The sequence below is a fragment of the Streptomyces sp. NBC_00887 genome (genome assembly GCF_045207585.1).
The window spans coordinates 7451548-7472357 of record NZ_CP108788.1 but is presented as its reverse complement, the minus strand read 5'-3'; the positions used below and the strand labels follow the sequence as shown (position 1 = coordinate 7472357).

The 20810-nt window shown below is 68.3% G+C and carries 21 protein-coding genes and 2 pseudogenes; 17 read left to right on the top strand and 6 right to left on the bottom strand.

The annotated features are described in order from the left end of the window. Nucleotides 1-42 precede the first annotated feature (42 nt). The 13 genes from OG844_RS34035 to OG844_RS33975 all read left to right on the top strand — a co-directional run bounded on the left by OG844_RS34035 (nucleotide 43) and on the right by OG844_RS33975 (nucleotide 12683). Nucleotides 43-1095 carry a DUF2637 domain-containing protein gene (locus tag OG844_RS34035; RefSeq protein WP_406395562.1) on the top strand — a complete coding sequence of 351 codons (1053 nt, stop codon included), beginning with the start codon at nucleotides 43-45 and terminating at the stop codon, nucleotides 1093-1095. An 83-nt stretch (nucleotides 1096-1178) separates the two neighbouring features. Next, complete coding sequence (locus OG844_RS34030; protein ID WP_406395561.1) at nucleotides 1179-1730, top strand: hypothetical protein; 552 nt, start codon at nucleotides 1179-1181, stop codon at nucleotides 1728-1730. Between the two features lie 482 nt (nucleotides 1731-2212). Then, nucleotides 2213-2776: a hypothetical protein gene (locus tag OG844_RS34025; RefSeq protein WP_406395559.1), complete on the top strand. Its 564-nt coding sequence runs from the start codon at nucleotides 2213-2215 to the stop codon at nucleotides 2774-2776. Nucleotides 2777-2786: 10 nt separating this feature from the next. Then, the gene (locus OG844_RS34020) at nucleotides 2787-3764 is read left to right on the top strand and encodes an NlpC/P60 family protein (protein ID WP_406395557.1); all 978 of its coding nucleotides are present in this window, start codon (nucleotides 2787-2789) and stop codon (nucleotides 3762-3764) included. Nucleotides 3765-3814: 50 nt separating this feature from the next. After that, nucleotides 3815-4153 (top strand): hypothetical protein, encoded by a 339-nt coding sequence (locus OG844_RS34015; protein ID WP_203186086.1) that lies wholly within the window; start codon nucleotides 3815-3817, stop codon nucleotides 4151-4153. 3 nt (nucleotides 4154-4156) lie between these two features. Further along, entirely contained in the window at nucleotides 4157-5467 is a 1311-nt protein-coding gene (locus OG844_RS34010; protein ID WP_406395555.1) for a hypothetical protein, read from the top strand. After that, the gene (locus OG844_RS34005) at nucleotides 5448-7082 is read left to right on the top strand and encodes a hypothetical protein (RefSeq protein WP_406395554.1); all 1635 of its coding nucleotides are present in this window, start codon (nucleotides 5448-5450) and stop codon (nucleotides 7080-7082) included. Before OG844_RS34010 ends, OG844_RS34005 begins: the two co-directional genes overlap by 20 nt. Nucleotides 7083-7088: 6 nt before the next feature. After that, nucleotides 7089-8615, top strand: a complete 1527-nt coding sequence (locus OG844_RS34000) for an SCO6880 family protein (protein WP_238442132.1) — start codon at nucleotides 7089-7091, stop codon at nucleotides 8613-8615. Beyond that, complete coding sequence (locus tag OG844_RS33995; RefSeq protein ID WP_406395553.1) at nucleotides 8612-10048, top strand: ATP/GTP-binding protein; 1437 nt, start codon at nucleotides 8612-8614, stop codon at nucleotides 10046-10048. Before OG844_RS34000 ends, OG844_RS33995 begins: the two co-directional genes overlap by 4 nt. A 61-nt stretch (nucleotides 10049-10109) precedes the next feature. Then, complete coding sequence (locus OG844_RS33990) at nucleotides 10110-10430, top strand: DUF6238 family protein (RefSeq protein ID WP_258036657.1); 321 nt, start codon at nucleotides 10110-10112, stop codon at nucleotides 10428-10430. Then, entirely contained in the window at nucleotides 10430-10693 is a 264-nt protein-coding gene (locus OG844_RS33985; RefSeq protein WP_406395552.1) for a hypothetical protein, read from the top strand. The genes OG844_RS33990 and OG844_RS33985 overlap by 1 nt, the downstream gene beginning before the upstream one ends. A gap of 41 nt (nucleotides 10694-10734) precedes the next feature. Further along, on the top strand, nucleotides 10735-12183 hold the full coding sequence (locus OG844_RS33980) for a type IV secretory system conjugative DNA transfer family protein (protein WP_406395550.1): 1449 nt from the start codon (nucleotides 10735-10737) through the stop codon (nucleotides 12181-12183). Then, on the top strand, nucleotides 12180-12683 hold the full coding sequence (locus OG844_RS33975) for a hypothetical protein (RefSeq protein WP_406395549.1): 504 nt from the start codon (nucleotides 12180-12182) through the stop codon (nucleotides 12681-12683). The genes OG844_RS33980 and OG844_RS33975 overlap by 4 nt, the downstream gene beginning before the upstream one ends. 461 nt (nucleotides 12684-13144) lie before the next feature. On the opposite strand, the gene OG844_RS33970 is transcribed toward OG844_RS33975, so the two are convergent. The 6 genes and pseudogenes from OG844_RS33970 to OG844_RS33945 all read right to left on the bottom strand — a co-directional run. Continuing rightward, the gene (locus OG844_RS33970; RefSeq protein WP_327436066.1) at nucleotides 13145-13618 is read right to left on the bottom strand and encodes a TrmO family methyltransferase; all 474 of its coding nucleotides are present in this window, start codon (nucleotides 13616-13618) and stop codon (nucleotides 13145-13147) included. A gap of 40 nt (nucleotides 13619-13658) precedes the next feature. Continuing rightward, entirely contained in the window at nucleotides 13659-15053 is a 1395-nt protein-coding gene (locus OG844_RS33965) for a Tat pathway signal protein (protein ID WP_406395546.1), read from the bottom strand. A gap of 149 nt (nucleotides 15054-15202) precedes the next feature. Then, nucleotides 15203-15742 (bottom strand): GNAT family N-acetyltransferase, encoded by a 540-nt coding sequence (locus OG844_RS33960; protein WP_406395544.1) that lies wholly within the window; start codon nucleotides 15740-15742, stop codon nucleotides 15203-15205. Continuing rightward, nucleotides 15739-16029, bottom strand: a pseudogene (locus OG844_RS33955) (hypothetical protein); the annotation flags it as partial. The gene OG844_RS33960 and the pseudogene OG844_RS33955, both read right to left, overlap by 4 nt. A gap of 28 nt (nucleotides 16030-16057) precedes the next feature. Then, nucleotides 16058-17310, bottom strand: a protein-coding gene (locus OG844_RS33950) for an IS3 family transposase (protein WP_406395542.1) whose coding sequence is annotated in 2 segments (ribosomal slippage) — nucleotides 16058-17028 and nucleotides 17028-17310 — 1254 coding nt in all. Because the reading frame shifts where the segments join, the coding sequence is not laid out codon by codon here. 50 nt (nucleotides 17311-17360) lie between these two features. Next, nucleotides 17361-18350 (bottom strand): annotated as a pseudogene (locus OG844_RS33945) (XRE family transcriptional regulator); the annotation flags it as partial. Between the two features lie 491 nt (nucleotides 18351-18841). Here OG844_RS33945 and OG844_RS33940 point away from each other — a divergent pair. From OG844_RS33940 to OG844_RS33925, 4 genes are all read left to right on the top strand, one after another. Beyond that, nucleotides 18842-19243, top strand: coding sequence for an ATP-binding protein (locus tag OG844_RS33940; RefSeq protein WP_406396354.1), 402 nt, complete (start codon nucleotides 18842-18844; stop codon nucleotides 19241-19243). Then, nucleotides 19240-19662: a DUF6415 family natural product biosynthesis protein gene (locus tag OG844_RS33935; RefSeq protein WP_406395541.1), complete on the top strand. Its 423-nt coding sequence runs from the start codon at nucleotides 19240-19242 to the stop codon at nucleotides 19660-19662. The genes OG844_RS33940 and OG844_RS33935 overlap by 4 nt, the downstream gene beginning before the upstream one ends. A gap of 271 nt (nucleotides 19663-19933) precedes the next feature. Continuing rightward, nucleotides 19934-20401, top strand: coding sequence for a hypothetical protein (locus OG844_RS33930; RefSeq protein WP_406395540.1), 468 nt, complete (start codon nucleotides 19934-19936; stop codon nucleotides 20399-20401). Then, nucleotides 20389-20772, top strand: coding sequence for a DUF6415 family natural product biosynthesis protein (locus OG844_RS33925; RefSeq protein WP_385350491.1), 384 nt, complete (start codon nucleotides 20389-20391; stop codon nucleotides 20770-20772). Before OG844_RS33930 ends, OG844_RS33925 begins: the two co-directional genes overlap by 13 nt. Nucleotides 20773-20810: the final 38 nt, after the last annotated feature.

Sequence of the window (20810 nt, the reverse complement as noted above, 5' to 3'; positions counted from 1 at the left end):
GCGGCAGGGACCGAACGGCAGGAGAGCTACAGCCTGCGCGGAATGACGGCTTGGGACCGCAGTGCGATCATCCTGCTCGGCGCGGCCGGCTTCGCCTTCTCGTACGACGCCCTGCGTCAGATCGCCCTCGCGATCCACGCCAGGGAGACCTTGTCCTACCTGTTCCCGGTGTTCATCGACGGGTTCATTGCCTACGGCGTGCGGGCGATTGTGCTCCTTCGGCACCAGCGGTTCGCCGCGCGGCTCTACGCCTGGTTCTTGTTCCTCGCGGCGACCGGAGCGAGCCTCGGCGCGAACGCTCTGCACGCCATCACGTTGAACGATTCTCCGCAGGCCGGACGGTCCGCGCTGCACCTGGCGGACAGCGTCGTGGGGCTGCTGTCGATGCTCGCGCCACTCGCGCTGGCGGGATCGGTCCACCTCTACATCCTGATGGCGCGGACGGCTGAGCGGGCGGTCCCGGACGGGGCTGACTCCGGTCCCGGACCGGTCCGCGAGACGTCACCGACGCTCGAGCGCGTCGCTGTCCAGCAGCGTCCTCGTCCGCTGGAAGCACCGGCTCCGATGCCTCCACTGCCGTTGACAAACGGTCCGTCCGCGCCGCAGGACGCCGCAGCAGCAGCCGTTGACCTGCGGAAAGCCGAGTCCCTGCCCGCAAAAGAAGAACGTACGGAGGACACCGCAGCCCATCCGTCCGCCGAAGCGGACGAAGAAGGGGCGGAGGGCAAGAGCGCGGACGGACCGGACGGTGGACCTGCGGACCACGCGCCGACCACAGCACTGCCGGAGGACACGGAACCCTCCGCGCCCACGGCGGTCCGCACCTCGGCGGACGGAGAAACACCGTCCGTCCCGGACGACGCGGAATGCCCACAGGACCGGGAGGCGGACGACGACTGGTTGGCAGAGTTGCTGCCGATCGCGCGGGCCGCTACCGAGCGGGCCGGACGGACGAGTCGTGAGGTTGTAGGGGACGCCGTCCGCAAGCACCAGGCGATCAGCAACGACCGTCTTGGTTTGCTGCTGGCCCGGCTGAAGGAAGAGGACGACGAGGCGGCGAGGACACCCGCCGCTGCCTCAACCGCTCTCTGGTGATCTCATCTCATGACGGGCCCGGGGCCTGCATGGCTCCCACCGTGCAGGCCCCGGCCGGTCAGTTTGATCAGGAAGGAACGACGATGTGGTCTCGCCGACGCGACCGGGCGGAGGACGCCGTCCGCGCCGATGCCGTACAGGCAGCGTCCGCCCTCGCGGTTCACCTCCAGGACGGGGGCAGTCTTGTGCCGGTCCAGGCGGACGGTCTACCGCTTGCGGCCGGTGAAGTCGCCTTCGCGGACGTAGCGTGCTCCGCCGCCCGCTTCTACGGGACAGAGGTCGACTACCCCACTTCGGCCGGCGGGCATTTCGAGGATCACCCGACCTTCGGCCGACGGTGGGTGAGCAACGGTCGTCTCGACGCCCGGCGGCGCCAGGAAGCGGAGGACGCCGCCCTTCCGCAGTGGCGCGATCACACCGCCGCCCGAGTGGTGCTCACCTCAACCGGGGTACGCCTCCTGCCGCTGGGGGCTCGTGAGTGGATGCCGTTCGACCTCGCCCTCCTGACCGGAGTCGCCGCTGAGCCGCCCGGCGTCGTCCTCTCGTACAGCACGTGTGCGCCCCTGCTCCTTTCCGGCCCGGCCGCGCCGTGGCTCGGTGTGGCGATCGAGCACCTGCGCCACGGGGCCGCATAGGGCCCGCAAAGCCTCCCCCGAGCAAAGCCGGAACTTAATTCCTGGAATTAGGTTCCGGCTTTTTTCGTGATTCGAGTTGTCCGCGAACCCCTGCAAGGATTCAGGCACGGCCAACGCCACAAGGCATTTTCCGGCCGTAGAGATCTGTTCACGATCTCGCCCGAATCACGGAAGGGGCTGATGGCCTTGATATGAGTAACGCGCCTGCCAGCTCAACCGTCTCGCAGATGCGAAACAGGATCGAACTCTTCCGCAGATGAGACAGGCAGATAGAGCTATACGCTCCGGCCTGTTTTGCGATTTCCCCGGCATTCGCCGGTAAAGCCCGCAGGAGGAATTCCCCTCCTTCCTGCGAAGGGGCGGCGCGGCCCCCAGCCCCCGCGGGACCGCGCCGCTCGCACTTCCGAAATCTCTTGCACCAAGGTTGTGGTCCCCGCATGCCCCGATCAGCCCGTTTCATGCCCATATCAGCCGCAATAGGTGTGGCTGGTTCCCTGGCTCTTCTGTCGACCGGCTGCTCCAGCTCGACCAACGACGCCTCCGCGGCCTCGACCGCGTCCGCGCAGCCGCACTCCGTCTCGGCGGGCATCCCCGACACGGCCACGCCGCACAGCAGCGCTACCTCCTCCTCGTCAGCTACCGGACTCCCGAAGGACGTTGAACGGACGGCGCGGGCCTTCACTACGGCCTACGCGGAACACGATGCCCGCGACGGTGCCGACAGCTCGTACGCGGATGCCGGCGCTCGGGCAGCCCGGCTCGCCTCGGGGGAACTCGCTGGCGTGCTCGCCCAGAAACGGCCGGGTCAAGAGGCCGCCTGGGCCGCCCTGCGGGCCGAGAAGGCACATCAGACGGCCAAGATCACGTCAGCAGTCGGCCCCGACGGCGCACCTGCGGCAACGGCCTCCTCCGCTCTCGTCCGCGTGAGCTACACCCTCACGACCGCCCCGAAGTCCGGTCACACGCGCAGCAGTAGCGAACAGCTCGCGCTCCGCCTGGAGCACACCTCCAAGGGCTGGCGCGTCACCGCCTTGCCCTGGGCGTGACGGGGCCGCGATGAACAAGGGCACGCAAGCTGGCCTGGGACTCGTCACGGCCGGGCTCATCACCGGTGTCGCCATGCTGACCACGTTCGGAGGGGCCGACAGCGCCTCCGCGCAGGAAGCCGGCCCGGGTGGCGGCATCACGACGGACGCTCCCGTGCCGGGCTGGGTCCGTGAGCTGATCAACAAGCACGCGGGCGAGTGCCCGCAGGTGACCGCCTCCCTGCTGGCGGCTCAGCTGTACACGGAATCGGGTTTCAACTCCGGCGCCAAGTCACTCAAGGGGGCTCTCGGCATTGCGCAGTTCGTGCCGGGGACCTGGGCTCAGCACGGCAAGGACGGCGACGGCGACGGGGTCAAGGACATCCGCAATCCCGCCGACGCCATCGCCGCGCAGGCCGCGTACGACTGCACCTTGGCCGACGAAGTCAAGAAGGTACCTGGCGACTCGACGGACAACATGCTGGCCGCGTACAACGCGGGCGGCCCTGCAGTGATCAAGCACAACGGGATTCCGCCGTACTCGGAGACCCGTGAGTACGTGCGCAATATCCGTGCGCTGGCCTCGAAATGGGCCGATGCCGTCCGCCCGGACGCACCAGCCGGCAAGGGCGCCGCCCGCGCGATCACGGCCGCGAGGACGGCCCTGGGCAGTTGGTACCAGTGGGGCGGCAGCTGTGCCATGCCGTACAAGGGCATGGGCGGCTGCGACTGCTCCTCACTCACCAAGATGGCCTGGTCAGCGGCGGGAGTGAACCTGCCGCGAACCACCTACGACCAGGTCCACGCAGGGACTGCCGTCAAGGGCGTCTCCCAGATCGCCCCGGGCGACCTGTTGTTCAGCGTCCCGGGCAGCGCTGGCCCTGAGCACGTCGGCATGTACATCGGCGGCGGCCAGGTCATCGACGCACCGCACACCGGGGCTCAGGTGCGGATCAAGCCGCTCAGCTACTGGAAACCGCAGATCATCGCGATGCGGCACGTCGGCTAAGCATGCCAAAACATCCCAAACCATTCTTTACAGCACCAAGGGGCTGAACCATGCACAACCTCCTTTCTGCCGCTGCCGATCCCTCCCTGCACGCGACCCTCGCCGCCGGTGTCGATGTCGTGTCCGGCGTGAAGCCGGACTGGGGCCCGTTCGGGAAGCTCGGAGGCACGGCAAAGGTGATCCTGGGTGTCATCGCCGCCGTCGTCCTCGTCGTCGGCGCCGGCGCCTTCCTCGCCGGTGTCGGCAAGTCGAAGGGGTGGTTCGGTGAGGGCCACTCCACGATGGACAGCTCGCGCGGCAAGGGCATGATGGTCGGCGGTCTGACCTGCGTCTTCCTCGTGGCCAGCTTCGGCACCATCTTCGCCATCACGTACGGCATGGGTGTGTGACCCATGCCTATCCGATCCCGGAGGAACGTTCCCTCCTCGAAAGCCAGCGGAGCGCGCCGCTCGTCGGCCAAACTCTGGGGCATCGCTGCTGGCGGCGCGGCCGTGGTCACCGCGGCCGGGGTGGTCGTCAGCGTGACGACGGGCACCCCTCCGGCCACGGCCCCCTCCGTCTCGGCACCCGCCCACTCGGCTCCGCAGGCGAGCGGGGAAGGCGTGCGGGAGCTGCACGGCGTCCCCGTCGGCTACCCGCACACTCGATCCGGCGCCAAGGCGGCAGCGGCCAACTACACGACGGTCAGCGGGAGCTCGCAGTTCCTCACGGACAAGGACGCGCGGCACCGTGCGGTGGCAGTTATGGCGGCCAAGGGCTCGGCTGATGCGGCGGTGAAGAAGGCCGACCGCGCCGCCGAGGACGCGGTCGGCTCCCTGCGGGGCGACACCTCCAAGGTCTCCGTCAAGAAGACCGTCGCGCGTACCGGTGTCCTCTCGGCACATGTCCTGGGCTTCGACACTCACGGGGCGATGGTGCGGCTGTGGACGACGACGGTTCGCGGCAGCACGGCCGGTCACGCGACACCGAAGACGGGCTTCCAGTCGGTGACGGTCACCCTCACCTGGGAGTCCGATGACTGGAAGCTGAAGGACAGCTCGGCCTCGACGGGACTGATCGCTCCGATTGACGTGCGGCAGGCATCCAACGTACCGGGCGACTTCTCGGACTACGTTCCGGCCGCTGCAGAAGACCCTGTGCTGAGCGGCGCCGAAGACCGAAGTGGATTCCCGGCACCGTACGGACACAACGAGCGCGGCGCTCGTGCCGCTGCCGTCAGCGCCACCATGCTCTACGGCGACCCTCGGTTCTTCACCGATGAGGACTGGCGGCACCGGATGCTGTCGGCCACGGCCGCGTCGAGCGTGCTGCACTCGGTGACCTCGGACACCGACTCGACGGCTCGTCTGGTCATGGAGAACCGGGGTGTCGGCGCGGACGGGACGACCGTCGACGGCAGCGAGCTGATCACGCGGACGGCGGCGCTCGCCACCCACTCGATCTCCTACTCCGACCAGGCCGCGAGCGTGGAGCTGTGGACGGCGTCGGTGGGGGGCGTCGCCGGTAAGGACGAGACGCAGCGCCCACAGGTCGCCTTCCTGCGTATGACCGTGGATCTGGTCTGGGAGGACGGCACCTGGAAGACGACGGCCGTCACGCCGTCCGAACCGCTCGTGCCGTCTCCGCCGGCCATGCAGGAGGCGGCCCCGGCCGACAGCTTCGCGGACGTGGGGGGTGCCAGCAATGCGCCTGCGATTGCGTGACGACGCCCCTGGGCTGCTGACCCCCGAGCGGGGAACGCCGGGTCGCTGGCGCCGTCGCCTCCAGGCGATGGCCATGGTCAACGTGATCATCGGGTTCGTGTTCGTACCCTCGGCAGTGGCCAACCCGTTCTGCTACATCCCGATGGTGTGTGAGGCGAAGGCCGCTGTGGACTTCGTCAAGGACCCGCTGGGGTTCCTGCTCCAGAAGCTCACCGAGGCGAACATCTGGTTCCTACGCAAGATGCTGGAGCTGATCCAGAACACCACGAAGATCGACCTGACGAGCCCTGGCTTCCTGAAGCAGTACGCAATCATCTTCGCGGCCTCCAGCCTGCTCACCGTGGCCCTCTGGTTGATCGCCGTGGCCAAGCGGACGGTCCGCGGAGTCGCCCTGACCACCGCCGTGTCCGAGGCGATCGGCTTCCTGCTCCTCCAGTTCGTGGTCAACGCCATGACGCCGGGCGCAATCGCGCTGCTGATGAAGGCCATTGACGAAGTCACGGCCGTCTTCGAGCCGTACGCGACGAGCAACTTCAAACCGTTCCTGGAGAACATCCTCAAGGTCATGGCGGCCAACCCCACCGAGGGCGTGGGACAGCTGCTGGTCGTCAACCTCATCATGATGTGCGGCGCCCTGCTGATGTGGATCGAGTTGCTGATCCGCAGCGCGGCCATCTACGTGGCCGTCGCGCTCGGGCCGATCGTCAACGCCGGGCTGGTCGATCGCGACCTGTGGGGCAAGTCGAAGAAGTGGTTCGGCGCCATCTTCGCCATCGGCCTGAGCAAGCCGATCCTCTTCGCTCTGCTGGGCCTGGGCGGCGCGATCCTCAGCGACACCTCGGGGAGCATGTCCGACGCGGTCTCCAAGACCCTGGTCGGCGCGTTGATCCTCCTGCTCGCCGTCTTCGCGTCCGCCACGCTCTACAAGTGGGTGCCCGCCTTCGGCGACGAGATGGCCAGCCTCCACCACGACCGGAAGAGTGCACAGTCCTCCGGCCCGGCCGCCGCGATCGACGGCCCCGCCCAGCACGCCAACAGGGCGATGGGCGCTCGTGTCCAGGACTCCTTGGTCGGCGGCTCCAAGTCCGCTGGCGCCAAGACCGCTGGCGCGAAGATGGGCGGCGGAACTGCTGTGGCCGGACCGGTCGCGGCGGGGGCCGCCATTGCCAAGGCCGGCGTCGACATGGCGAAGAACAAGGCCACCAGCTCCCCGGGCGCGCAGGGCACCGACGCCGCAGGCGGCAGCAGCAACCCCGAACAACCCGAAAGCCAGCAGGGCGGCGAGGACACCGCCGGTACGTCCGGTGCACCGGCCGCCGCTCGTCCCCAGGGAGCGACCTCCGACCCGGTCGTCAGCTCTTCTCCGGACTGGTCCTCGGCCGGTGGCCACGCCTCGGCCGGACGCGCACCGGAAGCCAGCGGGGCACCGAGCACAGCACAGCCGCCCTCCCCGCCGTCAACCGGCGCGGGAACCTCGGACCCGCCAGCGCCCGCCTCCCCCTCCTCCGCATCAGGAACCACCTCGGGCTCCGGGCCCTCCGTCACGCCCCCGCCGCCGTCGCGGCCCTCGGGCGGCCAGGCACCCGGACGACCGAATCCCAGCAAGGATCAGTGACCTTCCATGTCGACTCGTACGTATCAGTTCGGAAAGCACCGCCCCACGGGGCTGGTGGGCCGCCGCGACCTCGGCGAACAGGTCGTCCTCGGCGGCGGAGCCGTCATCGGCATCCTCTTTGGCTACCTCTTCAACGGCGTGACGGCCATCGCCGCAGCGTGCCTGGTCCTGCCGATCCTGCTCGCCCTGGTCATCGTGTACGCCCCGTACCGGCCCAAGGGCACGTCCCAGCGGCGCACCCTCTACCGCTGGTGGCGGATCAACCGCTACCACCGCAAGGCACTCCGCCGTACCGGCGGGGTGTGGGTGTCCCCGGCTGTCGAGGCCGGCGTGCGTGCCAATGGCACGCCCCCGGACGCCGCTCTTGTGGAGCCGGAAGGCGTCACGGGCATGACGTGGGTGCCGGTCACGGTCCGCGGACAGCAGGCCGTCGTGGTCCTCCAGCCGGAGGCCGGGTGCGTCACAGCCACTCTGGAGATCGCTTCGCCCGGCCTCGGCGGCAAGGAAGTGGGTGAGCAGATCGTCGCCCTGGAGCGCTGGGGTGAACTCCTCGACGCCTTCGGGAACGTCGAAGAACACCCGGTGAAGCGCATCCAGGTCCTGGCCCGGCAGATGAAGTCGGACCCCTACGCCCACCAGCGTTACATCGCGCAGCGCGACGAGTCGGCCGCGACGACGGACGCCCCACAGTGGCTGAAGGACTCGTACGACGTACTGGCCAACGCCGTCTCCACCAGCGCCGAGGAACACCGCTACTACATCACCATCCACGCCCGGTTCACCCGCGACCTGGCGGCCGAGGGCGCCGCCCGCGGCACTGGTGACGAAGGGATCGCCGCGGCCATGGCCGCGTACCTGGATGAGCTGTGGTCCCGCGCGGAGGACGCCGACCTCTCCGTGATCGCGCCCCTGGACGAAGGACGGATGACCGCGTTCATCCGCAACTCCTACGACCCTGACCACGCCATCTGGGACACCGACCTCCGGCAGGCGCACGCCTTCCCCCGCAACGTCGACGTCCGCGACGGTGCCCACGTCGCCACCCGCGCGGCAGGCTTTACGGGCAGCTGGTACCACGCCACGGCCGCCGTCGTCGGATGGCCCACGACCCCCGTCGGCCCCGACTTCCTCTCGCCTCTGCTGATCGGGATGCCCGACGTCATCCGCACCATCGCGATCACGCAGCAGCTCGAACCCAACGACAAGGCCGTGGAGCGGATGCTCGCGGAGGACACGAACAACCAGGCCGAGATCGACCGAGACCGCAAGCGTGGCAAAAACATCGACCCGCGGGACCAGATCGCCGCCAGCGCCACCGGCTCACGCGGCATGACCCTGGCATCTTCCGGCGCGGCCGGCTCCGCCGTAGTCGGCTACATCACCATCTCCTCGCGCAGCGCCGAAGAGCTGGAGCGCACCAAGCGCACTACCGCCTCCCGCGCCCGCAACGCGCACCTGCGGATCGAATGGCTCGACCTCGAACACGCCCGTGCCTTCGCCACGACCCTGCCCCTCGCCGGAGGCATCAAGTGACCGACCTCCTCGACCTCGCCCCGCTGTCGCCGATGCACGAGACGGTGCGCCGTCCCCTCTACACCGAGACGACCACCAGCCAGGCCCTGTACCTTCCGATCGCCCCGCCGACCCTCGGCACGGCGGGCGCGATCATCGGCCGGGAGCTGTACTCGGGCAAGGCGTTCATCTACTGCCCGTTCTCGGCGTTCGGTGACGGCCTGCCCGGCGGCAACATGATCGTCATGGGGGACACGGGCCGGGGCAAGTCGGCCCTGACCAAGACGTACGCGGCCCGGCAGATCCGCCTCGGGCGTCAGGTCGTCGTCCTCGACACCAAGGAGCAGAAGGAGCGCGAAGAAGGCGAGTGGGCCGCGCTCGGCCGCTCGCTGACCGGCAAGGCCCCCGTGAAGTTCGCGCCCGGCGGCGGCCGTGGCGCCTCGTGCATCAACCCGATGGACCCGGCCATCGCCGGCAAGCGGCAAGTCGAGCTGGTGCGCACCATCGTTGAACTCGGTCTCGGCAAGGCCCTGGACGAGTTCGCCGGCTCCGCTCTGCGGATCGCGATCCGCAGGGCCCACCAGCGGGCGGGAGAACTCGGCCGGACCCCGGTCCTGGCCGACGTCTCCGCCGCGCTGCGGTCCCCGGAGGAGTCCGACGCGACGGCCAAGAAGCGTACGCGGGACGAACTTCTCGGTGACGGCCTGGAGGCGTCCTACGTCCTGGACCGTCTGTGCGGCAGCGAACAGGACACGACCGGCGACCTGACGGGCATGCTCGACGGCCCGACCAGCCTGGGGGTGGATCTCGACGCCGACATGATCGTTTTTGACCTGACCAAGGTCCCGTCCGGCGGCGTCGCCATGACCATCCTCGTCGCCGTGATCTCGGTCTTCCTCGAAGAGGTCTGGCTGCGCCCGCTGTGCGAATGCGGGACGGAGCCGGGGCAGCACAACCGCGTCGTGGTCGACGCGAACTCCGGGGCCTGGGAGCTGGGGCCGAACCCCGGCTCCGGCTGCCGCCGCTACACGCAGCGCAAGCGCATCCTCGTCTGCGAGGAAGCCTGGCACATCCTCGGGACTCCCCAACTCGCCTCGCTGCTTGAGAAGTTCCTGAAATTCGCGCGGGGATACGGGCTGAGCTGCATCTTCATCGTTCATCACCTCTCCGACATTGACGACAGCCCGGAGACCCAAGCGGCACTGAAGATGGCCGACACCATCGTGATCTACAGCCAGAAGAAAGCCGAGGCGGAAGCCACCGTGGCCCGGCTGGGTCTGCCGTCCTGGACGGCCGAGCACATCATGCGCCTGCGCCGCGGAATCGCGCTGTGGAAGGTCGGCGAGGTGATCTACCCCGGCGTCCAGCACCTCTTGGTGGAGGCCGAGCAGCACCTGTGCTTCTCCTCGGGGTCGATGACCGACCTGACCAGCACCTCCCCGGACGCCGAATGAGCGGATACCGCCGCCCCTCGACCGCCGACCCCTTCACGCAGACTCGGAACGAGCCCTCGCCATGACCGTGACCACTGACCACACCACGCTTCCCGCCGACGAGCGCGCGGTGCGACAGGACATCGACCAGCTGCACGCCGAAGCGCTCGACCTCGCCCGGCGTATGAAGGAACTGGCCCTCGTGCTGGACCACGGCGACTACTCCGCCGCTGGAGGACGCGTACGTACGGCCGTCGCCCACGTCTGGCGGGCCGCCGAGGACCTGCACAGCGCCTTCCACACCGCACCCCCGCGCTGTGCCGGGCCCGACGCGTCGATGTCGCGCCTGTGCGGCCGGCGGATGCGCTACCTGGCGGCCCGCGTCGCCCGGAGGGCCGAGTAATGGACATCATGCCCGGCGGAATCTCCCTGGCCCTGTACGCCGTGACGGCCGTGTGCGCGGTGGCCCTGGTGACGCTCTGGTTCCTGCTCAACCGCGGACGGCGCAACGCCGGATTCGCGAGCAAGGCACAGCTCAAGCGCCAGATGTCGGCCAAGGCGGTCTTGAAGGCCACCGAGATCCGGCCCTCCCTCACCAGCGACGACGGCCACCCCAGCCGCGCAGACGGGGTGAGCTTCGCGAAGGACCGCTCCGCCGCTCGCTGACCTTCTCTCTCCTCGTCGCCCACCTCGCTCCGGAGTACGTCATGCACCACCCCCTCGATCCTCACGATTTCGGCTACTCGCTGGGCACCTCGCAGCGCCCGAAGGGCGTCGAGCTGTGGTCCCGCGCCGACAAGGCATGCCGGGTCATCGGCCCGATGGGCAGCGGAAAGACTCTGCGGTTCTTCGCCCCGCTCGTCCGCCGCTGGGCCGGGCCGGTCCTGGCCACCTCGACCAAGCCCGATCTGGTCGAACTGACCCTCGACGCGCGGCAGCGGGGCGGTCGCCCCGCCGCCGTCTTCGACCCGCAGAACATCGCGCCGAGCCTCCCGCGCTTCCGGTGGACGCCGATCAACGGCGCAGCCGACACAGAGGTGGCGATGATGCGCGGGAAGGCGTTCGTCGCGGGCTCGCGCACCCCCAACGGTGCCGCACAGTCCAGCGAGGGCAGCGCCTTCTACAAGGGGCAGGCGTCCAAGATCCTCGCTGCCTTCTTCCACGCCGCCGCCCTCGATGGCGCCTCCCTCGACCGGGTGCTGCGGTGGGCTCGCAAGCTGACCGACCCGGCTCCCCTCGGCATCCTCAACGCTCACCCGGGCGCCGGCCCCGGCTGGGCCGACATGCTCCGCACGGCCACCACGGGCGACAGCCGCACCGTCGGCAACACCGCCTCGACCCTCGACGCGGCCCTCGAACCCTTCATGCACCAGTCGGTGATCAACGCCCTTCAGGGAGAGGGAGAGGACCCCACGGACTTCGGCGCGTTCCTCAACGCCGGGGGCACCCTCTACCTCCTCGGCAAGGACAGCGAGGTGAACAGCGTCGCGCCGCTGACCACCGCGATAGCCGAAGACCTTCTGGATCTCGCGGAGGCGTACGCACTCGCGTCCCCGGCCGGGCGGCTCGACCCCGCTCTCCTCGCGGCCTTGGACGAGGCACCGAACATCGCGCCTATCCCCTCCCTCCGCCAACGCGTCGCCGACGGCCGGGGTCGTGGCATCACGGTCATCTACGGCCTCCAGGCGTGGGCGTCGGCTCGTGCCCGCTTTGGCGAGGACACCGCCAAGGAGCTGGCAGCCTTCACCAACAACGTCATCGTCCTGCCAGGGGACAAGGACCCCGACTTCCTGAAGGACATGTCCGACCTGTGCGGTCAGGTCGAGCGAGAGCGCACGACGAAGACCACGTCCGGCGGGGACCGCGGCGGCCACTCGACGGCCACGCACATGGCGCTCGAACCCGTCCTTCGAGGAGACGAGATCAGGGGTCTGCCCGCCGGGCACGCTCTGGTCCTCGCGGACAACCTCCCGCCGATCGTCACCCGGCTCGACGGCATGTGGACCTGGGATTCCTGGTCCGAGATCGAGGGTCACGTCCGTGACCTTCGAGCCGCCAACGAAGCCGAGCGGACCCGGCGGGCCGCCGAGAGGAAGAACCAGGCTACGGCCCACGCGGCGGCGTGGGCCGGACGTGAAGGAGCGGCTGCCGCATGACCGAGACCCTGACCCGCTTCGAGCCCTTCCCCGAGCCGCCCACGCTGATGCTGGAGTACATCGCCGAGCGGAGCACGGAGGATTCCGTGGCCGCCGACGGTCCCGCTCCATGGGACCTCGGCGCCCTGTCCGCCGAGTTGATCGAGCCGATGCCCGCGTGGCTCGATTATGTGTGCCGCTGGCTGAACCGGACGTACGCCTGGCAGCCGCAGGACGTCATCCCGCCCTGCTGGGCGAAGCACGAGGGCCTGGCGTACGAGCTCGCGGCCCTGGCCTTCGCCAGGGGCGACGCGTATCGGGACGCGGGCTCGTCCGTGATCTGGCACGAGCAGTACGACCGCTTCCTCACCCGAATGAACAAGACGTTGGGCAAGGCAGGCGACGAATGCCGCGTCGGCAAGCACGACGACCGTCCGGCGCGTTTCCAGCTCGCGGCCTGGCCCACGGCCAAGGGCGAGGAGACGGGATCTGCGGGACGAGTCGAGGAGATGGCCGGATGATGACGGCCCCGAACATGGTCTTCTCGACGGCCCCTGGTCACGGATTGGTGGCACGAAGCGGCTGGGAGCAGGAGGAGGCCCGGACCGTGCTCCGTGATCTCGGTTGGACATGGGTGGAGAACGTGCACGCGCTTGTTCCGCCAGATGACATTCCAGCAGTCGAAGCGGGCGTCCAGGCTTGGGAAGAACTACATCTGCACGGCTATCGGACTGGCTATGCGATGGGCCCCTACGGCGCGATGACACTCACGCGGCACCGCGCCGAAGAGGTGTTCACCCGAGGTGTGTCTCCACTAACTCAGCCCTCACCCAGTTCTGAGCGGCGTCCTATGAGGAGCGCTCCCGACACCACGACTGAGTTGGCGGCCGACGAAGCTTCGCCTATCGACGGCGAAGCTCCGGCCATCTAGCGAATGGTGGGCAGCGGGGACGTCTGTCGAGCCTCTCTCGGTACCTGAAAGTCAGGCCGGATTGGCCCAGTAATCCGTCAGCATCTCGCCCGGCCACGCAGGCTCGTGGACCTCCCCGCGCGGCCCCATCTCCGCGAAGTAGGGCGAGAGGTCGTAGATCTTCGTGCCGACCACAGCGTCCAGGTCGGTCACGCGCAGGCTGAGCCCGTCGACCTTCAGCAACCGGGGAAAGCTCTGCGCCAACTGGTTGGGGCGACGGTGATTGCGATGAGCGAACGTGCCGGTGGCCGGCCAGTCCGTGTTTCCGCGCGGGCTGCGGGCGTGGTACTCGACGGCATCAGGTGACGCCTGGTCGAAATGCCACACGACGATCAAGTGGGAGAACTCCTCCAGGCCCTGCACGGAGTCGAGCGGGAACTCTGCCTCGTCGAGCTGAATCACCGACTCGACGCCTCCCCAGTAGTCATCGGCGACGTCGGTACGCCCCGCGACAACTTCGCCGATCGGCTTGATCTCCAAAGCCATGGCCCTCAGCCCTTCGATTCGGTCTCGACGACACGTGTGATCAATCTACTTGGGCCAGATACGACGCCGCACGGGCGTCAAGCGCCCCTATCGCGGGGATGCCGCGCTTGCGGTAGGGCGACATGAGTCGTCGCATGTCGATGACCGTCTGACGGGCTCGACCTGAGTAGATCCCGTCCTCCATCGCGTCTAGGACGTTGGTCCACGTCGCGCACGCTTCTTCGACGCCGCCCTGTGCGATCTGCGCTGCCCCCATGTATCCGAGAGTGACCGCGTGCGTCCGCCGGAACGCAGCTCCTCGCGTGCGTACGGAGCGCCGGAACTCCTTGACCGCGCGCTGAAGATCGCCGAGGTCCCGCAACGTGCAGGCGGTCTCGTGCGCAAGCGACGCTTCGCCGAAGAAGAAGGTCCGGTCCGGCTCCCTGACCCCGTCGCTGGCCTTCGCCAAGTCGTCTTCTGCGCGGAGCAGCGCCTTTGCCGCCTGCTGCTTGAAATCGTTCGCGGCGAGGGTACGCGCATGCACCACCCCGAGGAGTGCCCGCTCGCGAGGAGTGGCCGCCGCGTACCGCTCGCCATGCACAGAGGTCTGTGCGATCTGGAGGGCTTCGCGCCGGAAGCCCAGGTCGAGCGCCTGGTGCGCCATGGCACGCAGGATGTGTCCGCTCAAGGGTGCATCGCCGGAGCGGGCCGCGAGCTTCACGGCAGTGTTGAAGCGCTGGAGCGCGACCGCGTGCTCGCTGTTGTCGAAGGCCATCCAGCCGGATACGTAGGCAAGCTCGGCGGATGCTGAGAACATCGCGCGGCGGGTTGCGTCGCCGGCGAACCGGCCTCGGAGGAAGTCGTGGGCCTCGTGCTTCAGGTACTCGTCGACCGCCCGCCGTCCGTGGCCGCCGCCGCGCCTCTGGTCCATGCGCGAGAAGGCCAAGGTCAGCTCTCGTACGGTCTCCACGTCTCCGCGCCCGACACGCTTGCCCGTCGAAGCCTCGTTCTCTGCCGGCGGCCTCGACATGGCGTTCCACCATGCTTCCTCCGGCAGGAGGAGGGCCGCCGCGGAGTACACGCCATCCGCCAGTAGCCGCCGCCGGTCCGTGTCCACGCCACTCCCCAGTGCGTTAAGCGCGATCAAGGGATCGGCGCGCCAGTCCAGCGCACCTTGCGCTGGTGAGGTAGATGCTGCGAACCCGGCTTCTTCCGGCGTGATCTCACGCTTCAAACGACGGGTCAGCGCCTGGCACAAGATAGCGGGCGCGACCCCTGTCGGCTGGGTGCCTCCGACCCACATGCTCACGTGGGAGCGACCGACCTTGGAGTTCTCCCGCACCTCGCCGTTCAGCGTCTCGGCGGAGACCCGGTTGTACGCCGATGCCGCCTGTGCTCGTGACCAGCGAGCTTCCAGGAGAAGCGCGGCTAGCCGCTCGTTCCTCTCGCGCGCCATCGTGCGCCCCCGCCACTGAAACCGATCTTTGACCACGTTGACCGAGCCGCCCCGGCTCTTGGCTCAGGACGGTCCCGGTTTCAAAGTAGTGCTCACCTAATCTGCGGTGTAGGAGAGATGGCCGAACGTCGTCCCTACGGGGCGCAAGGTCAAGCTGTTGAGCGAATCATCACCGTGAGACGGGGCGAGGCCGGTGACGGCTGGCTGTGGCCAATGTCCTCGTACCCCCACGACCTGTACAGAGCGTGGACCTTCCCGTCTCCAGCTGCTTGGTTGACCATGAGCGTCACGTACGGCTCCTTCCGGCCGGCCAGGAGCGCGTTGTGAATGTGTCGCGCTACGCCAGTGCCTCGCCATGCGGGGGACACGCCGATTTCCTTCAGTGCCAGGACTGCGTGCGCCGTGTACGTCTCGATGGGCGCCGGGCTGGTGCGCTGCCAGTACCGGTCACCGTCCTTGATCGTGTTGCCGTAGGCGTACCCCACCGGGCGCTCGCCCTCGTAGGCGAGTACCGCTTGAAAGCCGGGCTCGGTTCCGTGCCGGTCCAGCCGCTCGCCGAAGGACGAGACCGCATAGTTCGCGAGATGGAGCAGCGGTGCCCGCACTTCGGCATACACGTTGAGCAGGTCGCCGCGGGCGGCGTCCAGTTCAGTGAAGGATCGGAGCTCGATGGCGGGTGCCGAGGTCATGCGTTGGGCCTCCAGGCGGCGGTGTGCTCGGTCCAGGTTCGCGCGCTGGCACTGCCCGGTGCCGTAGCACGCAGGGCAGCACCGAACTCCTGAAGCATGCGCGATACCCGGGGGTGATGGGTAGCGGCCTCCGCCGTGACATCCATGGCCGTGACAGTGGCCGTATCGACGTCGCCCTGGGCGAGTTGGGCCTGCGCAAGGCGGCTGGTGGCGATGGCGCGTGAGCGCTTCATGTGTGGTCTGAGCACGGCCAAGCACTGGTGTGCGTGGTACTCGGCAGTGGACCAGTGAACCGTTCCGGGTTCGGTAGAGACTTCAGCTTGTGGTTGTGACCTGGGGTTTCGTGGCCGTGAAGTAGTAGTTGGTCTCGTATTCGGCGGGCGGGATGTGCCCTATTTCACCGTGGAGCCGACGGTGGCAGTACCAGTAGACCCATTCCGCGGTGGCCAGCTCAACCTGGGAGAGCGTCCTCCAGGGCCGCCCCGGTTTGATCAGCTCGGTCTTGAACAGGCCGATCATGGACTCCATGAGGGCGTTGTCGTAGGCGTCGCCGACGGAGCCGATCGAGGCCGCGATGCCGGCGGCGTCCAGGTGCTCGGCGAGTCGGAAACTCGTGTATTGCGAACCGGCATCGGAGTGATGTATCAACTCGCCCCGCTGATACGGCTGTTCGTCGCGGTCGCGTTGCCACAGAGCCATGTCCAGCGCGTCCAGGACGAGCCGTGTCTCCTTCGACAGGGCGGCGGACCAGCCGACGATCCGGCGGGAGAAGGTGTCCACGACGAAGGCGACGTAGACCACTCCCGACCAGGTGCTGACGTGAGTGAAGTCGGCGACCCAGCAGCGGTTGGGGGCCGGCGCGACGAAGTTGCGGTCCAGCAGGTCCGGTGCCCGCTCGACGCTGCCGTCCGGGATCGTGGTGATGATCTTCTTCCCACGGACGGCACCGGCGACGCCCAACTCGCGCATCAGGCGTTCGACGGTGCACCGGGCCACGAGGTGACCCTGGCGGTGCAGCTCACGCCAGACCTTCCTGGCCCCGTAGACACGGTAGTTGACCTCGAAGATCTGCTGGATGAGCGGCTTCAGCTCCGCATCACGGACGGTGCGGGCCGCCGGGGCTCGGAGGCGTTTTTGGTGGGCGTAGTAGGTGGAAGGGGCGATCTTGCAGTCGTGCTCGGTGAGCACGCGGCAGATCGGCTCGACACCGCCGAAGCGGTCCCGGTGCTCGTCGATGAACGCTACGAGCGTGTGTGTGGCCGGTCGAGCTCGGCCGCGAAGAAACTCGCCGCAGCCTTCAAGATGTCGTTCGCCCGCTTCAGCTCGGCGATCTCCTTCTTCATCGCCTTGATCTGCGCGGACTCCTCCGTGGTCGTCCCCGGCCGTCGCCCGGAGTCGACCTCGTCCCGCTTCACCCAGTTCCGCAGGGTCTCGGCCGAACCAATCCCGAGCTTCTGGGCGACCGCCCTCAAGGCGGCCGACTCGTTCGGATAGTCACCACGGACCTCGGCGACCATACGGACCGCTCGTTTGCGCAGCTCAGAGGGATAGGAGGAAGGGCGTGCCATGACTCAATCCTTTCACGGAATCGAGTCTCTACCGAACCCGGAACGGTTCACCAGTGACCTGCGGCGAGGTGGGCGGTGAGGGCCAGAGAGTGAAGTTCCGCTTCGTCGTAGAAGGCCAGAAGCCAAACCGGCCGGGAGGCGCCTCGATCAGCGCGGTTCATGGCTTCGTGAGCCTGGTCGAAGGTGCGGGGCAGGCCCCGCCCCTCGTGGGCGGCGCCCTGGATAGCCATCTGCCGGGCCATGCCCAGGGAGGCGAACATTGGATCACGGCGGGTGATGTGTAGGTTCCGTGCGACGTCGTTGGCTGCTCGGGCGTCTGCGGGACGCCCCATATGCCGGTAGAGACTGCCGGCGTGTGACCAGATGCGGAACTTGATGGCCTGGTCCCCGGACAACTCGGCGAGCGCCTGAGCTTCCCGCATATGAGCAACAGCGTCTTCGAAACGGCGGCCGTCGATGGCAGCCCACATCGCGGATGAGCGGAAGCTCGCTGCGGTGGCGTAGAGACTGCTCCGCACGCGCTGGGTGGCGCTTCCCGAGTTCTGGAGATTCAGGGCTGAGCCAGCAAGGTCTACGGCACGATTCTCGATGTCTCGCTGTCCGCCGTGCTTGTGATCGCTGACAACCACAGCGGCGAACTTCTCTTGCAGTCGTCCGACGTCGCTCATGCCGATCTTGCGCGTTGAGGCGGTGGCTGGGGTGGCGGCAGCCACGGCCGCCGAGATGGTTCCAGCGACGAGGGTGCGGCGGTGCATGGGGTCCTCCTGCGGTGGGGCTCCCGTGGATGAGGAACGGCCCCGTGGCACGAACCCTAAGTCGACGGCGGACATCCCCGAGATCTCCTCAAGGACCTTCCGCGTTGCCGTATTGGGCCATCGAACTCGCCCAGATCGCCACTCCCGAACATGCCGGCCGTCGTACGTTCCAAGTTTGCCGGTGAGGTCTTCCAGGGCTTCATTTACGGCTTTGGCCAGGCTGTTTGAGCTGCGCTGATGGTCCTCCATCCACGCTTCTAGAGCCTCGTTGCGCGTGGTGTCCATGACCGCACCGTAGACCGCTGCACACACACAGCAAGGTAAAGGGATTACCAAAACCCCCTAGGTGGCTCGTCTCGGTTCCGCGTCAGATCCCCTAACCAGCCTCTACAGGCGCGGAGTTACCTGTTCCACACGGCACCGGACCGCTCGCGCACTCCGTCGCAGACCGACGTGACGGTCCCGCCGAGAAGAAGCAGACGAACGATCTTTGACCACCTTGACCACCGCCAAGCCCTTGACCCCATGCCGATTCCACCGGCTAGGCGGTTCGCTCTTGGTAGGCCAGCTTCACGACGGGCGGGAGTACCCCACATGAACTCCTTCACTGACAGCTCCAGCGTCACGCGTGCCGTGTGCCCGCACGGCGTCGGTCCGTGGCGGCGACGGGTCGCAGGTACCACGCGTCACAGGGGGGTCGTGCCTCGCGCTCTGCTCCGACCTGTCCACCTGGGAGGCTTCCGATGACCTCGGCCCCAGCAGTCGCACCAGTCGCGGTGCAGCCACTGCCGCAGACGTCGCACTTCGAGGTGGCCTTCGCTCCGTCCCGGCACCGGGTCGGAAGCATGCGCCGAATCACCTCGGCTTACCTGGGGCTTTGGGACCTGCATGGCCCGCTGGCCGAGGACATCGTCCTCGCCGTTTCGGAGCTGGTCACCAACGCCATCGAACACGGCGAGGGCGGCGTCGCCCTCCGGGTGCAGTGCGCCGACAACGAACTGCACGTCGCGGTCACCGACGGAAGTCCCGCCCCCGCTAGCCTGCGTTCCCCCAGTGACGACGACCAGTCCGGCCGCGGCCTGCTCCTCATCACGGTTCTGGCCGACCGGTGGGGCACCAGCGACGACGGCAAGACCACGTGGTGCCAGTTCGACCTCCCGTCGGGGAGGGCCAGATGACCACCCTCGTACACGAGACCGCGTCGCGCCTGCACGGCTCGTACGTCGAGGACGACGAGACGACCTCCAGGGTGTGGCTCGGCCTGCGGCGCTTCCTGGCGTCTGATGCCGTGACCGAGGAACTGTACGAGGACCTGGAAACAGTCATCGGCGAGGGCGCCGTCCGCCCGTCACCTGCCGACTGCGCAGCGATCGCCGACCGGCTGAGGGCCGCCACCGCCGAGCTCGTGGAGATCGTGCCGCGCCTCATCACGCCGTACTCCGAGGTGGACGCGAAGGCGGTCGCCGATCAGATGCCGATCACGGTTCTCATGAGTGCTGAGCGGCCGGTCTCGGACGCCGAGTACGGCCATCTCGTGCGTTTCGCGAACGCGGTTCTCACCTTGCTCGACCTCATGGGAGAGGCGGCGGAGGCATGAGGAGCGCCTACTCCACGAACGTCGGGCCGCACTCGTCGCCCCGATGCGCTGCCGCCTGGTGCCGGCAGGCCACGGCTCCGCACCTTGACGGGGGAGCCGAAGCGCACCAGCGCCGGACGGCAGCGCCTTCAGGACCTTGTTCGAGCCGCCATCGCTGCGCTGAGGCGACGGCGGGCGCCCGCCGTCGCCAGGCACCGCAGGACCGACCTCGATGAGGCCGAGTTCGCGCCCTCTGTGCGCAGCACACCTATAGCCGAAATGGAGCTGAATCATGACCGCGCCGACCATCGCCACCATCGAACTCGCACCGAGGGAGCGCCAGGTCCTGGAAGGGCTGTCGGGCGGAAGCACCCTCGCCACGGTCGCGCTCAACCTCAAGATCCGCGAGGGCACGGCGCGGGGGTATCTCAAGCTCGCCAAACGCAAGCTCCACGGTGCGAGCGAGAACGCCACCGCCCTCGCCATCGCCTACGCCACGAACGCCATCACCTGTCCAGCCCTCCTGGATCCCGAAGGGATGTTCCTCACCCGAGAGCAGCGCGACCTCGTCCCGCTCATCGGCCGAGGCATGTCGGCCGGGACGATGGCCTCCGAGCTGAAGCGGCCGGTGGCCATCGTACGCCGAGACGGCCGCGACCTGCTGGCCAACCTCGGCGCCACGAACCCGGCGCACGCCATCCGGCGGGCATGGCAGTACCAGGCGCTGACTGCGGACCAGGTGATCGCATGGCTGCGCTGAGCGCCGAAACCCCGGACAAGGTCGAGGTCCTGCCCCTTATTGAAAAGGCGCTGAGCTGGGACCTAGGCGGTGCCGACCTGCCCGCTGTCGGCGCGGCGTTGGATATCGCTAGACAGTTGACCGCGTACGGCCGTGTGGTCGCTGAGGGCCTGCACGTGCAGTGCCGAAGCATCCCCGCCGACTCGGACGCTCGACTCGGTGCACGCGCCACGCTCGGCGAAGCGAACGCGCGCCTCTACCTGAAGCCGCTGGCGGCGACTACGACCCCGCGCAACGCAGCAGCCCGTGCCCAGAACCTGGCCCGCATGGTCCAGGCCCTGAACCGCGCCACCGCACGGGTCGGAGAGGAACAGGCTCCCACTACGCCCTGAAGGGATCGAACGCGGCCCCCGCGCTGCGTGCTGCATTG